Annotated in this window: 12 protein-coding genes; 2 read left to right on the top strand and 10 right to left on the bottom strand. The window is 55.1% G+C overall.

The features are described 5' to 3' along the window. Positions 1 to 197: 197 nt before the first annotated feature. The 6 genes from J4772_RS26830 to J4772_RS26805 form a co-directional block, all read right to left on the bottom strand. On the bottom strand, positions 198 to 674 hold the full coding sequence (locus J4772_RS26830; protein WP_116063796.1) for a C40 family peptidase: 477 nt from the start codon (positions 672 to 674) through the stop codon (positions 198 to 200). Between the two features lie 265 nt (positions 675 to 939). Beyond that, a complete protein-coding gene (locus tag J4772_RS26825) occupies positions 940 to 2,004 on the bottom strand; it encodes a cation diffusion facilitator family transporter (RefSeq protein WP_209072198.1) in 1,065 nt (354 codons plus the stop codon). Positions 2,005 to 2,639: 635 nt separating this feature from the next. Beyond that, positions 2,640 to 3,821 carry an asparaginase gene (locus J4772_RS26820; protein ID WP_371822758.1) on the bottom strand — a complete coding sequence of 394 codons (1,182 nt, stop codon included), beginning with the start codon at positions 3,819 to 3,821 and terminating at the stop codon, positions 2,640 to 2,642. Positions 3,822 to 4,225: 404 nt separating this feature from the next. Then, on the bottom strand, positions 4,226 to 5,110 hold the full coding sequence (locus J4772_RS26815; RefSeq protein ID WP_116063799.1) for an ROK family protein: 885 nt from the start codon (positions 5,108 to 5,110) through the stop codon (positions 4,226 to 4,228). A 34-nt stretch (positions 5,111 to 5,144) separates the two neighbouring features. After that, positions 5,145 to 6,548 carry a threonine synthase gene (gene thrC, locus J4772_RS26810; protein WP_209072194.1) on the bottom strand — a complete coding sequence of 468 codons (1,404 nt, stop codon included), beginning with the start codon at positions 6,546 to 6,548 and terminating at the stop codon, positions 5,145 to 5,147. 97 nt (positions 6,549 to 6,645) lie between these two features. Further along, the gene (locus tag J4772_RS26805; RefSeq protein WP_371822757.1) at positions 6,646 to 7,593 is read right to left on the bottom strand and encodes a TRM11 family SAM-dependent methyltransferase; all 948 of its coding nucleotides are present in this window, start codon (positions 7,591 to 7,593) and stop codon (positions 6,646 to 6,648) included. 164 nt (positions 7,594 to 7,757) lie between these two features. Here J4772_RS26805 and J4772_RS26800 point away from each other — a divergent pair, with 164 nt between their 5' ends. Continuing rightward, positions 7,758 to 8,585 (top strand): sugar phosphate isomerase/epimerase family protein, encoded by an 828-nt coding sequence (locus J4772_RS26800; RefSeq protein ID WP_209072192.1) that lies wholly within the window; start codon positions 7,758 to 7,760, stop codon positions 8,583 to 8,585. Positions 8,586 to 8,635: 50 nt separating this feature from the next. On the opposite strand, the gene J4772_RS26795 is transcribed toward J4772_RS26800, so the two are convergent. Next, positions 8,636 to 10,003, bottom strand: coding sequence for an FAD-dependent oxidoreductase (locus J4772_RS26795; protein ID WP_209072187.1), 1,368 nt, complete (start codon positions 10,001 to 10,003; stop codon positions 8,636 to 8,638). A gap of 100 nt (positions 10,004 to 10,103) precedes the next feature. On the opposite strand from J4772_RS26795, the gene J4772_RS26790 reads away from it, so the two are divergent. After that, positions 10,104 to 11,153 carry a LacI family DNA-binding transcriptional regulator gene (locus tag J4772_RS26790; RefSeq protein ID WP_209072186.1) on the top strand — a complete coding sequence of 350 codons (1,050 nt, stop codon included), beginning with the start codon at positions 10,104 to 10,106 and terminating at the stop codon, positions 11,151 to 11,153. Between the two features lie 62 nt (positions 11,154 to 11,215). Here the strand turns inward: J4772_RS26790 and J4772_RS26785 are convergent, their stop codons facing one another. The 3 genes from J4772_RS26785 to J4772_RS26775 all read right to left on the bottom strand — a co-directional run bounded on the left by J4772_RS26785 (position 11,216) and on the right by J4772_RS26775 (position 14,201). Then, complete coding sequence (locus tag J4772_RS26785; RefSeq protein WP_209072184.1) at positions 11,216 to 11,920, bottom strand: hypothetical protein; 705 nt, start codon at positions 11,918 to 11,920, stop codon at positions 11,216 to 11,218. 77 nt (positions 11,921 to 11,997) lie between these two features. After that, positions 11,998 to 13,221: an MDR family MFS transporter gene (locus J4772_RS26780; protein ID WP_209072182.1), complete on the bottom strand. Its 1,224-nt coding sequence runs from the start codon at positions 13,219 to 13,221 to the stop codon at positions 11,998 to 12,000. A 179-nt stretch (positions 13,222 to 13,400) separates the two neighbouring features. Continuing rightward, complete coding sequence (locus J4772_RS26775; protein WP_209072181.1) at positions 13,401 to 14,201, bottom strand: hypothetical protein; 801 nt, start codon at positions 14,199 to 14,201, stop codon at positions 13,401 to 13,403. Between the last annotated feature and the right edge of the window lie 251 nt (positions 14,202 to 14,452).

The raw sequence follows: 14,452 nt of genomic DNA, 5'->3' as shown, positions 1-14,452 counted from the left end.
AGCCGCCAGCCGCCGGCAACAACGCGCGATCTTTTTTGATAGGTACACATTTATTTGGGTTTTGCGAGCGGCAACGGAATTGGGCGGGAGGATGGGGCATTCTCTAAGTGTACGCAAAAGAAAGAAACCCTAACGTTGTAATAACGCAGGGTTTCTTGGTGGGAAAGCTATATGAACTAGGTATGTTGTTAGTTAGTTTAGAGAACTCGGCGAGCCGTTACGTAAGCTTTCGTCCAGTACTTCGAATTGATGTCGGAGATCATGACGCCTTGGCTGCTGCTGGCATGAAGCATTTTGCCGTCTCCGGCGTAGATGCCGACGTGGCTGATGCCTTTGCCGCCGGTTTTGAAGAACAGAAGATCGCCGACGCTCAAGAACGCTTTATCAACCTTCTCTCCTTTGGAAGCCTGGCTAGAGGAAGTTCGAGGCAGAGAAATTCCCGCTTGATCAAACACGTACTGTACGTAAGAGGAGCAATCGAATGCGGAGGTTTTGCCCGCCGTCGCTCCGAAGCGGTACGGCGTTCCGATATAGTCCTTGCCGATGTCGATCAGGCTTAAAGCTTCCTCCGTCGCCGCGCTGGCTTGAGGCGAAGCTATGAACATTGTTCCGAACAGTCCCGTAGTCGCCAGGCTGCACGCCAACACCAATTTTATCGTAAGTTTGTTTTTCATAAGCTAAGTAAATCCTCCCGGCATCTTGGGATTGCATACAGCATCGTTGCCGGGATTAACTATAGCACATCCGTTTTTACCGAGATTTTTCCAAGGAGAACGCAATCGCCGCCGTTGCGGCTATTCTGAGCTTTTCTTAAAAAACGGTTAGAAAAAATTAATGTTGATTCGCTTTTAACATTTGCGGGTTATACCCCAATTCATTCCATCTGAATCAGGACGTTTGGAATCAGCGATCTGCGGCCGAAAATACAGCGATGGACCGCTAGACCGTCAGTTCCTCATGGCGAGTTTCCGACGTTTCGATCTGGATTGTCGCGTGCTGAATTTTGAATTTCTCTTCGATTGTCCGAATCGCCTGCTGCAAAATCGTTTGCTGATTTGCTTGGTCCTCGACAAGAAGGTGACAGCTGAGCGAATCCATCCCGGACGTAATCGTCCAAATGTGCAAATCGTGGACGTCGAGAACGCCGGGTATGCCGTTCAACGCCGACTTGACCGCGCCTTGATCAATCGTTGCCGGAGTTCCTTCCATCAAGATGTGGACGGTATGTTTAATGACGCTCCAGGCGCTGCGCAGGATAAGCAGCGAGACGAGCACGCTGATGATCGGGTCCGCGATGTACCAGCCGAAAGCAAGCATAACGATGCCGGCAACGATGGCTCCGACGGAGCCTAGAGCGTCTCCGAGCACGTGCAGGTAGGCGCTTCTTAAGTTCAGGTTGTTTTTGACGTCTCCTTTGCGCATAAGGGCAAACGCGCTAAGCAGGTTGGCGATAAGCCCGACAGAGGCGATCAGCAGCATCGACAGGCTGGACACTTCGGGCGGAGCCGAGAAGCGCTGGTAAGCCTCCCACATAATAAATCCGGCAATGACGAACAAGGTAACGCCGTTGAACAAAGCAGCCAAAATCTCAAACCGATAATAGCCGTACGTTTTGTTCGGCGATGCCGGTCTGGCCGCGAACCAGAAGGCGACCAAGCTTAGCGCCAACGCGCTGGCGTCGCTCAGCATATGCCCGGAATCCGATAGAAGCGCAAGACTGTTCGTAACGAGACCCCCGACAAACTCCAGCACCATGATCCCCGCCGTGATGATCAGCGCGATCGTTAAGCCCTTTTTGTTCCCGTCTCGATTGCCGTCAAAATGGTGATGATGCCCCCCGATACCGTGATGATGGTGGCCATGATCATGATTGTGGCTGTGGTCGTGGTTGTGAGCATCGTCATGATTGTGATTGTGGTCATGATTGTGGTCGTGATTGTGAGCATGGTCGTGAATGTGGTTGTGATTTCTACCTTTATGCTGGTCCTGCACGTGTTTGGACATTTTGTATCCCTCGTTCCATAACATATGAATACTTGCTCATATATTATATTGTTGCATTTGATGTAAATTGTCAATAACATTCTCCGCCTAGGGCGTGTATGCATACTCCGAGGATAGCAGATTTGGCCGAATTTTCGTTCCATGCAAGGAACTTTTGTGAAGGCGTACCGGGGGTACGTCAAGCAAAAGTGACGCAGCAGGGAGCGAAAAGACGGTGAAAGATGCCCCTGAGCGGGCTTGCATACACGCCCTAGCATGGCCTATTTCGCAAAAAGTACGACAGCTCCGACGCTTGAAGATACAATAATACAAATTTAGGTTCGTGGGGCGGTCTTATTGATGGGAATTCGGGAACAGTAACGGGATTAGGTTCGTGGGGCGGTCTTATTGACGGGAATTCGGGAACAGTAACGGGATTAGGTTCGTGGGGCGGTCTTACTGGCGGGAATACGGGTACAGTAACGGGATTAGGTTCGCCGGGCGGTCTTATTGGCGGGAATACGGGGATGACAGCGAGGTTAAGCACGTGAGGAGGTCTTATTGGAGGAAACTCCAGGAGCGGCACTGGCAAGAAAGAACCTCTAGCTCCGCTTCGCAGCGGAATTCGAGGTTCTTCCTATAGATATTCGCGAATCTTAGGACGCCAGCTTGGAGCCGTCGATTTCCTGCGTGCCGACTCCCTCGAACCATCCTTTAATGGTATTAAAATCGTTGGAGAAAGCCAGCGCGAGAATGAGCAGGATGCGGGCATGCTGAGCGTTCAGGCTGTCGCCGGCGATAATTCCTTCGCCGCCGCCATACATCGTGCCCGAGCCTGTGCGAGTTGTCGTTACGAAGATAACGCCTTTGCCGATCGCCTCTTTGCGCGCTTCACTCATTTGGGACGAGATGCCGCCTGCGCCCGTTCCGGCGGTAACGATGCCTTTGGCTCCGTCGGCCACGAAGCCCCGAATGGCGCCGCCGCTCATTTCCTGACCGTTATAGGCGATGCCTACGATCGGCAGGCTCTTCTTGGCGATCTTCTTCAGATCAAACGGCGTCTTCCAATTCTCTGTGCCTGCTTTTAATGCCCGTGCAGGAGCGCGGTAAATGCGGATCTCGCTCTCGTCGATGTATCCCAGGGCGCCCATAATCGGCGTTTCGAACGTGTCCATGCGGTGAGCATTCGATTTCGTTACATCGCGCACCGCATGAATCATGTCATTGAGCATCAGGACGGTTCCGAACCAAGTCGTCTTCCCGCTGCCCGCCAGTTTAATCGCATTGTACAGGTTGGCCGGAGCATCCGTGCCGATAACGTCCCAAGGCCGCATCGCTCCGGTAATGACGACGGGCTTCTCGCTCTGTACCGTCAGATCGAGGAAATAGCCGATCTCCTCCATCGTGTCGGTGCCCGTCGTCACGACCACTCCGTCGTAAAGCTTCAGAGCCTCATCGACGACCTGCGACAGATCGTACAAATCGGCGATGGTATATCCGCCGGAGCCTTTGTTGCCGAATTGGTAGACCGAAACATCGGCGATTTTATTTTTGTCCGGCAGTTGCTTCACCAGATCTTCCATCAGATAGGTTCCGGCTTTGTAATTTTGAAAGCTCGTCTGGTCCGCCGCCTTTCCGGCCATTGTGCCGCCCGTAGCGATGACCATGACGTTAGGAAGCGGAGAGGACTTAAATGCGAAGGGAACCGGCGGAATTTTGACGGAGGGAATCGAGGCGGAAGAGCTCACCGCTGCAAACGCGCCACTCATGCCGTTTAGCAGAAGCAGCAAGGCCAGAATCGGAATCATCATTTTGCGAGAAGCACGAGAATAAGACATAAACATTACCTCCACATGTAAGTTTTAAACCGAGCTAATCGAATCTTAAATCAATGTTATATTATGTGACAAATACATCACCCGACCAATAAAACGAATTCATCCTTTCATAGCTCCTTTTAACGCCTACTCTCGCCTTATAGCTCTCTATTTCATTTCATTAATGTAATATTACATAACATAAACATATCATTATTATTTAAACAAACAGACTGAGGGATTAAAACAGCTTATCGATGTCAGGATTTCTCACAAATATAGAGGCGCAAGCTCGTACGAGAGTTGGTCAAACGAGATGAAACAAAACGAGGGAGCGAAAGAGGTCGTAAAGCATTCGATCAAATAAGTCTATATAGCCATTTACATAAAAAAAAGCCCCGAGCTCTCCCTCAGGGCTGTTAACTTTATTTCGATTCTTCAAAAGCGCGAAGCCCGAGGGCGATCGAACCGCACAGGCCCGCATTGTCGCCAAGGCCCGGAGCCACAATGTAGTCCACGATGCCGTCGGCATCCAACGCGGACGAAGCGACATACCCCTTCAGCCCGCTTCGCACCTGTTCGTGAATAAGCGGGAACAGCTGTTTCTGATGCATAACGCCGCCGCCAAGAATGATTTTCTTAGGAGACAGCAGCAAAATCGCGCTCACAAGCGCTTGCCCGATATAGAACGCCTCCATCTCCCACGCCGGATGATCGACCGGAAGCTCATGGCCTTTCACTTTCCACCTGGCTTCAAGAGCCGGCCCCGCAGCCATGCCCTCCAAGCAATCGCCATGGTAAGGGCATTTGCCTTCGTACGTATCGTCGGGATGACGACGCGTCAACACGTGACCGCCTTCCGGGTGCACAAGTCCGTGCACCATTTTGCCTTCCGCGTAGACGCCGACGCCGACGCCGGTGCCAATCGTGTAATAAAGGCAGCTATCCAAGCCTTTGGCCGCGCCCCAAGTCGCTTCCCCAAGAGCCGCAGCGTTTACGTCCGTATCCCAGCCGATCGGGACCTCGAACACTTTCTTGAGCTCCGGCAGCACCGGGTAGTTGGACCAACCCGGCTTCGGAGTCGTCGTCACGTAGCCGTATTGAGGGCTTGTACGATCGATGTTAATCGGACCGAACGATCCGATGCCGATCGCCTCCACCTGCTTGTCCTGAAAATACGCCTTCACCTGCGCAAGCGTCTTCTCCGGCTGCTCCGTCGGAAAGCTGATCCTGTCGAGCACTTCCCCTTGTTCATTGCCGATCCCGCACACAAATTTCGTTCCGCCAGCTTCTACCGCACCGATAAGCACTCCGTTTTCCCCCGTTTCAGTCAGTTATGTTGATCTAGTTGTCTACCCGGTAAAAATCCACCAACAGAGCCGCGACCGCTCCCTCCGAATTGTCGACGCTCACCTGTCGCTGCGGCTTGTCGAACAGCTCGGAGATACGCTCCGGAAACTTCTGCTCAATGTCAAGCAGCTTGATCGCCTCGTCGAACTTCGCCGGATGAGCCGTCGCCAGAGAAACGAATACGCCCTCTCCTTTGCCGCCTGCACGCTCATACGCCGCCACGCCGCAAGCCGAATGAGGGTCGAGCAAGTACCCGTATTTCTCCTCGTATCCGCGGATTGTTTCCAGACATTCCTCGTTGGAGACGCTGTAAGCCGACAAGTCGCGCTGAATACGCTCGACTTCTTCGGCCGTGAACGCAAGCTGACCTTCCGCTTTGAAGCGATTCATGCGAGCGGTCACTTCCGCCGAATCTTCTCCGAGGAAGTAGTACAGATAGCGCTCGAAATTGCTCGCGATCTGAATGTCCATCGACGGGCTGTGCGTGCTCTTGAATCCTTCCGGCTTGTACATCCCTTCGCGAATGAAGCGCTCCAAAATGTTGTTTTCGTTCGTAGCCAGCACCAGTTGATTGATCGGCACGCCCATTTTCTTGGCCAGATAGCCGGAGAAAATGTTACCGAAGTTGCCCGTCGGAACGCTGACGTTGATGCCGCCCGCACGCACGGCCTCCGGAAGCTTCAAGTAAGCGTAGAAATAATACACGGCCTGCGCCAAAATACGCACGAAGTTAATCGAGTTAATCGCCCGTAGATGATACTTGGCCTTAAACTTCACGTCGGCGAATAAATCCTTAATAATGCGCTGGCAGTCGTCGAAGTTGCCGTTCACCGACAGGTTCAGCACGTTGTCGTCCTGCACCGTCGTCATCTGCAGCTCCTGCACGCGGCTGACTTTGCCGTCCGGGTGCAAAATACAAATTTGGATGCCTTCCTTGCCGCGAACGCTGCTGATCGCGGAAGCCCCCGTATCGCCGGAGGTCGCGCCGAGAATGTTGATGACTTCCCCGCGCTTCTGCGCCACGTATGCATACAAATTGCCCATAAACTGCAAAGCAACGTCTTTAAAAGCAAAGGTCGGTCCGTGGAACAGCTCCATCACGCTCAGCTCGTCGCTAAGCTTCGTCAACGGCAGTACGTCAGGGCTCGTAAAACCGGCATAGCTGTCCGCGATCAGCTTGCGCAGATCGTCATCCGGAATTTCCCCGTTCGTATATAGGGAGAATACGTTAAACATCACCTCTTGGAAACTCAGACCCGACCAGGCTTTCAATTGCTCTGCAGAAACAGTCGGAATCGCCTCGGGAACGATCAGTCCCCCATCCTCGCCTAGCCCCATCAGGAACATATCGATAAAGCCGATCGGCGCGACTTTCCCTCTCGTGCTTATATACTTCATCTTTGGTTCTCTCTCCTTAAACGCTCAGATGGACTGGTCTAACATTCTTCATCCATTGTGGACGAAAGCGGCCATAATTTCAATAAGCTGTTCGCGGTTATTCGCATACAAGCACCTGACGCGAAAATCGGCCGCCCTTGTTCACCCTGCAGCGGTCCAAAATCTCGAAGCCGGCGGCCCGTATGAAGCGGTCCATCTCTTCAATCGTGACGACGATCGCCCTGGCGGCGAATCGTCTGGCGCTGAGCAGCATAGCCGCCTTCACATCGTCGGAAAGGACGGAACACAGGTTATAAGGCATATCGATAATCGCAACATCGTATCGCCCTTCGATCTCTCGCATATCGCCAAGCGTCACAGACGAAGGGGAGCCGTAACCGAAGTAAGCCAGATTTTCTCGCGCCCCCATGGCAGCCAGCGGATTAATGTCTCTTCCGACGATGTCGATCCCCAGCGACATCGCTTCCAGAAGCACCGTACCGATACCGCAGCACGGATCGATCGCTCGCACGCCGGCCTTACGCGGCACCGCAATATTGACGACCGCGCGAGCAACTCGATTGCTTAACGCCGTTGAATATTGACGAGGCTGATCGCGGTGCTTCATCCAATCCGCATTCCCGCGATGCAGCTCCCCGAACAGCCACCGACCGCCAAACCGGGCGAATCCGAATTCCCGCTCCGGGTTCCGCATGTCCGCCCTCCCCCTCAGACGGAAGCCGACCGCTCGTTCCAGCTCGCGCTTGCGCGCGTATTCGAAGCGCCCTCGTTCCTCGGGGTCGTCGTTGTCAACCGCCGTCACCTTGAACGTCGCTCCATCCAGTTCCACGCGCTCCCCCGCCAGTTCAGCCAGTTCCTCCAGCCCGTCGCTCTCGAACAGGACACGAATCCGGCTCTTAATGAACGGACTGCGGCCCGGCTCGACTTCCTCGCAGCTTCTCGTCAGGTTAAAACGACAGTCCGATCCCAACAGAGAGCGCATCTCAAGCAAGCATAAGCCTCGTTCCTCCTCGGTAGAAGCTATCGCATAAAGGCAGTCCGCCAATTCCTATCCTCACCTTTTACGTATCGTTGTCTCCTTATTGTAAAACGAATCCTCCCCAATGCCAAAATACGAGGCAACATTGTCACAATCCCTATTGGAATGTTCCGAAAAAAAGAACTACGATAAAAACAGCAGCCACCCGAATCGCAATGGAGGAATGCCCTATGTCTTATTTGTCCGTCAGTACCTGGAGCTTGCACCGTCTGCTCGGCCCTCTTCGATGGACGTCCTGGGACGCCGAGGCCGGGGAGCACCGCACGAACGAAGAGCCTCAGCCGGAAGCCCTTTCGCTTCTGGAGCTGCCCCGCGAAGCCGCGCGCAGGGGATATGCCGCCGTCGAGATCTGCCACTTTCATTTCCCTTCGAAGGGAAGCGCCTACCTGAAAAGTTTGCGACAAGCTTTCGCCGACGCGGCCGTCTCCTTCGACACGCTGCTGCTCGACTACGGAGATCCGTCGACGACGGACGAAGCTCGGCAGGCCGCCGACGGCCGGCTGTTCCGCGAATGGATCGACATCGCCTCGCAATGCGGAGCGAAGCGGATTCGGATCGTCGCAGGAGAAGCGCAGCCGACCGACGCGCAAGCGATCCGCAAATCGGCGCAAACGCTGCGAGAGCTGGCCGAATATGCGTCCGATCGGGGAGTGCGCGTCGTGACGGAAAACTTCAAGGCGCTGACCTCGACCGGCGAGAGTTGCGCCAAGCTGCTGAATCTGGCAGGCGACACCGTCGGCATGATTACGGATTTCGGCAACTACAAAGGCGAAGCCAAGTACGACGAGATCGCGATGACCGCGCCGCGTAGTTCGTCCGTGCACGCCAAGCCCGTATACGACGAGAACGGCATACCGGATGAAGCCGAGCTCATCCGTTGTCTCGAAGCCGTTCGGGGAACGAGCTACGATGGAGCATTCGTCCTGATCTACGACGGTCCGGGAGATATGTGGGATGGTCTGGAACGGACCAAGCGAATCGTAGCGCCGTTCGTATAAAAAGAAGGAGCCCCGTGTCGAACAATTCCGACGCGAGGGCTTCTTGCCTTCTATTCTACGACGGCACCGCCGGCTGCAAGCTCCTGCCGAAGAAGGTCGACGTCCAGCTCGCCGGGCTTTATGCCCCACCTTGCGGCCAGACCCGCAGCCGTTCCGGCCGCTTGCCCCGTTGCCATGCAGCTCGGCGTCAGGCGCGTCGTTGCAAGCGCTTCGTGGGAGGTCGAGATGCACCGGCCGCCGGCCAGCAGATTATCTATGCCTTGGGGCAGCAAGCAGCGATAGGGAATATCGTAAGCGCCGTCGCCTTGCACCCAAGCGGCCTTCACCCCTTTGCCGGAGGGGTCGTGAATGTCGATCGGATAACCGCTGCGGGCGATCGCGTCCGCAAATCTACGTCCTTGAACGACATCCTCCGCTTGCAGCGCGTACTGGCCATCGATTCTTCGCGTCTCCCGAATTCCGATCTGCGCGCCCACGTTCGAGATCGACGCTTTTTCGAAACCAGGCAGGTTGGCCGTCATGAAGTTCGCCACCATCAACACCTGTTTCCGCCCCAGCTCCTCGGCTTCCGTCAAATCCTCAACATCCAAGCCGTTTAGTCCCTGCACCCGGGTCGTATTGACGAGTACCTCATCGGACTCCGGCCCGGTAAAAAACAGCACTTGGTCGCGGTTGATCGGCAAATCCGCCTGCTTCCAATGCTTAAAGAAACCCAACACGCCCGAAAGCGGAAGCCTCTCCAACTCGTCGAAGGGGGTTTTCCCGTAGAATTCGTCGGGATGCTCCAGCATATACCGTTTTACGCGAGCCAGATCCACTCCCCGCATCCGAAACTTCATCGTCATCGGCTGGGTCAGACCATCCCCCTCTCGCCCCTGAAGACACGGCGCACCGGCCAGATTGGCCAGATCGGCGTCTCCTGTCGCGTCCACGAATACCTTGCCCTTGACGTCGATTTTTCCCGACTTGGTCGCGAGCCGGACGGATTCAATCCTGCCGCCTTCCGTATAAGCCTCGTGCATCATGCTGTGCAGCAGCAGCTTAACGTCCGCTTCCTTAAGCATATCGACGGCGAGCACCTTGTACATCTCCGGATGATACGGCGTAATCGTATTCGTGAACCCCACCGTATCCCGGAGATGGCCCGGCGAACCGTTCATCGCCGTCAACCGGTCGACGATCTCCTGCGCGATCCCCTTGATAACTTGCTTACCTTGCAGCGTATGGAAGGTCATCCAGGGATATACGAGCGCCGCGGTCGACATCCCCCCAATAAATCCGTATCTTTCGATCAGAACCGTCCTTGCGCCGCCCCTGCCTGCCGCGATCGCCGCATTTACGCCCGCCGGACCTCCGCCGCACACCACTACGTCTGCTTCTATCGTTTTCAAGCCGTCATCTCCTTCGGAACGAACCATAAAATTTCATCTTGATTATGAAGGAGAAAAAGCCTTAAAGTTAGTTTAACTTTTGTTTAAGATAGGAATACGCAGCTCTACAGAAAAGAGGAAATCGTTAATGCGACGCAAAAAGGTGACGTTGGCGGATCTCTCGAAACAGCTCGGTTTGTCCGTGCAGACCGTGTCCAAGGCACTGACGGGCAAACCGGGCATGTCGGAGGAAACGAGAAGCGAAGTCTGTCGGCTCGCGAGGGAGCTCGGGTATTGGACCAAGGATCAGCGAAACGCGCTGACCTACGAGAGAATTTCCCCTTATCCGGTCGTGCGACGGCGCTTCGTTCTTCTGCACAACGAGCAATCCGTCAACTTTAATCGGTTGCTGCTGGCCGGTCTGCACGATCGTTTCACGGAGTTCGGCCATACCGTCGAGCCTTTGCTGCTTCCTCCGGAACTGAAGCCCAAGGCTTTCGACGGCTGGGCGGACAAAGTCGGTTTGCCGTATGCCGAGGGCGTCTTCATCGCCCCCCGGATGGCTGGCGCAGAGCTGGAGGAACGGCTGCTGGCGCTGGCGATGCCTCGCGTTCTGTTGAACTTTCCACCGCCCGAGTCCAAAGTGGATTCCGTTATCTGGGACGTGCACGAGGCGGTCCATCAATCCGTGCGGCATCTATTGCGCGCCGGACACCGCGACATTTTATACGTGGGAGACGCGGCTTCCCAGCGAGGGTTTCGCTTACGCTGGTCGGCTTTTCAGGAGGCGATGGGCGAAGAGGGGCTTACCGTTAATCCAGAGAGGCATTGCACGGAACGGATGAACGGGGATACCGCTTCATGGGTGCGCGGATTCATCGAACGGTTCAGAAGCTTCCGTCCCAGCGCCGTCCTGTGCGCCATCGACGAACAAGTCGAGCCGGCTTACTATGCTCTGAGAGACGCCGGAGTACGGATCCCGCAGGATTGCTCCTTCGTCGGCATCGCGAACGAGCAGACCGACCGGCTGCCGGCGCTGACGCGGCCCCCGCTGCCGATTAAGGAGAGCGGCTACCGCGCTGCCGACCGCCTCTTATGGAGACTAGCGAACCCTAATCTGCCTTACGAGCATATCCGGATTCGCGGAGATTTCTATATCGGGAGCACGATGCTTCATGCCGACAAAACGTCGCCTTGAACGACCGCCTTCCTTGCTCCATATCGTTCGGCGTCATCCGAATCGTCCCACTGCACGTTTTCCTATTCAATGACAATTTTAAGGGCGCTCGTCTGGCCCGGATAGGATTGGTTAACCATTCCCGTCGTCCAGGCTTTCGCTTCTCGGCCAACAAGCGTTTCGTCGATACTGAGAATCGCCTCTCCGTCTCTATCGATCATTTTCCCGTCTGCGGACAAGCCGACCCAGAACGCTTCTGGATCGTCCGAGTTGCCGTTTTTCTTGTTGTCGTTAACGATCAGCACCCGTCCATTCTCGACGGATTTGATTTTACCGGTTACGGGCGGTTCGTTCTTGCAGCACTCCCAGACGGACAGCTCTAACGGAAACGGTTTGCCTGCCAATTCGAACAGATCGGACTTAAAGGCTTCGACCTCTTCCTCCGTCGGCTCTCGTTCGATATCTCCGTAAGGACGGATCGTCATTATGACGGCCTTCTCGGTCGAATAGACGAGCTGCAATTGAAAGGCATGCTTCTCCTGCAGCGTCTCCCACTGCTCGGTCAGCAAGTTCTGAATCGCCTCCAATCCGTTCGGAGAAGGGGTCGGAACGTTGGACGACATCGCCGACGGCACTGCCGCGGATGGCGACGGGGCATCGGACGGAGTCGAAGACGATGCCTTAGCGGAAGACGGCGAATCGGACGGCGCAGCCGCAGGTTGATCCGAGGCTCCGGCTCCGCAGCCGCTTAACAGAATCGCAACCAGCATGAGGGCTATCTTTCTCATTCTTTGAGCAACCTCCCTACTCGAAGACTATTTTCCAACTAAACGGAAAATAGGGCGAAAAGGTTGCACCTCGTCCACTATTGCGCAGTCTGGATGGAAGCAAGCTTCCGCTCTCCCCGCGCATAGAACACGATCGCGCTCACCGCTACGACCGCCATAGTCAAAAACAGCACCTTGCCGTTATAGCCGCTCAGCAGCATACCGCCGATCCACGGACCGAGAAAATGACCCAGATTCGAAAACGACTGTGCGCCGTAATAAGCGCCTCTCATGTGGTCCGGAGCAATCCGGTCCGTAAGAATGTTTCCTGCGGGGAAGGTCAACATTTCGCCGAAGGTGAACACGATCATCGAAAGGATAAACGTCATCCAGCTGCCCGACAATCCGAAACCGACGTTGCCGAGCGCATAGAAGACAACGCCGATCGCTAGTACGGTCAACGGCTTCAGCCCGTCCGCCCATTTCGTAAAAGGAACCTGCAGCGCGACAACCGTCACCGCGTTAACGCTCATCATGACCGCGAACAGGGCGACCCCGTCGGCGAATCTGTCCCCAACATACTGAGACAGTGTGACCGTCATCTGGGAATATCCGATCGCGGTAACGACGCCTCCGAGCAAATAATACCGCAGCACGACGTCCCGCCTCACAACGTTCCATACCGACGCGAACGTGTTGACCGCTTTATTTTCCCCTTCAATCCTGCGAATCCCGAATTTGTTCAGCAGCAGATATAAGGACAAGGCATAGGCCAAATAGATGCCGCTGGTAATATAAAAAGGAAGCGTGCTGTCGAGAGCCGCGAATAGCGCCCCCAGCAAAGGCCCTACCGCAACCCCGACGTTGATGGCGAGATAGCGCAGCGAGAATACCTGGAACCGCTTCTCCTTGTCGGTCAGATCGGCCATCAGCGCCTGGGAGACCGGTTCGTAGAACGAGCGGCACAGACCGTTCAGCAGGCTGAACAGGAAAAACAAAAGCACGCTGTCGGACATCGCAAACCCCAAAAACACAACTCCCCATCCGATCAACGCTCCGAGCAATATTTTTCTTCTGCCGAATAAATCGGACAACGTCCCTCCAATGAAGCCGCCCGCCATTCCGGCCAACGATCCCGCACCGATGATCGCCCCGATCATAACCGCGCCGACATCCGTATGCTTGGCCAAATAAATCGCGAGAAAAGGCAAACTCATCGACGAAGCCAGCCGAGCCAAAATCGTGCCCAGCAGCAGGGAATGAACAATAGGGTGGTAGGCGCGGCCGAACTCCGCGAAGTTTTTGATCCATTTGTTAGTCATTGTCGGCCACCTTTAAGAGAATGCTACTATCCTACCTAATATCCGGTTCGTTTGCCACTCCCTTTTTTTGCATGCCGCTAAGCAAAAACACCCTAATAGAAAGAGGCGCAGCCTCCTTAACGATAGGAGAATCCGCGCCGTTTCGGTGTCGGGCAATGACCGTTTATCCAACCGTCCCGTTACTCGATAAGCCGCAGCATTTGCACGACCAGCCTGCCGTCTCCGGCCAGCTTCTTCTCCCTGCTGCGAAGCTGGGACGAACCGTCTCCGTCGAGAAAAATGCCATCTACGAGCTTCCCTCCTCCGATTCGCTCGAGGATCGCTTCGCGAAAAGCGGCCAGAGTTCCCTTCGTCGAGCTGACGACAAGGTACAAATTGCCTTCCTTATCATAGACGGCTCCCGACCGAAGGCTGGTCTGATCCGGTAAAGGCGCCGCCTCCTCTGCCGTTTGCCGCTCCCAGTCTTCGCCGCGTACCAGACTCATGCTAATGCCGCCTTGCGCCCAGAAGCGCGCGCGATCCGATACTTCGATCTCTTTCGCCTGGCGGACAACCTGCACGCTCAGCCGATCCAGAGCGCCGTCCCAGACTAACGTCCCCCTGGCATACTTCACGTTCGCTCCTCCGGAACCGTACCGGCCCGTTTCCCCGTGCACCGGCTCGTCGTTAAGAACGGCCACGCTCAGCAGAGCATCCTCGTAGAAAAAACCGCCGTTAACTCCGTAATGAGGCACCGCCGAAACGTTATTGCGAATGACGAGCGGTTCTATGTTGGACGGCCTCGTCCGTAAAAAATGCAGCTCCATGCCGTTAGTCGCTGTCGCCGTTCCATACTCGTACGCCCGCGGCATATTCTCCTCGTCGCTATCGCGGGTCCCTCCGACCGCGCCGACCAAGAACGCAATCGCCGCAATTACAGCTGCCAGCCCTAGCGCCGCAATGCTTGCAATGCCGATTTTAATTTTCACTGTGCTATTCACCGTATGCTAAACCTCTTTTTCCGCTATGTGCCGATCATGCGAATGGAATCAAAAATATCGCTTAGTTTAAAGGAATATGCAGGCCATTTTACTAGGGCGTGTATGCAAACTCCGAGGATAGCAGATTATGCCGAATTTTAGTTCCATGCAAGGAACTTTTGTGAAGGCGTACCGGGGGTACGTCAAGCAAAAGTGACGCAGCAGGCGGTGAAAGATGCCCCTGAGCGGGTTTGCAGACACGCCCTAGGTTA

The organism is Cohnella sp. LGH (assembly GCF_017671885.1).
GTDB lineage: Bacteria > Bacillota > Bacilli > Paenibacillales > Paenibacillaceae > Cohnella > Cohnella phaseoli.
The sequence above is the reverse complement of the archived record's forward strand: the minus strand, read 5'-3'. Positions and strand labels throughout refer to the sequence as shown.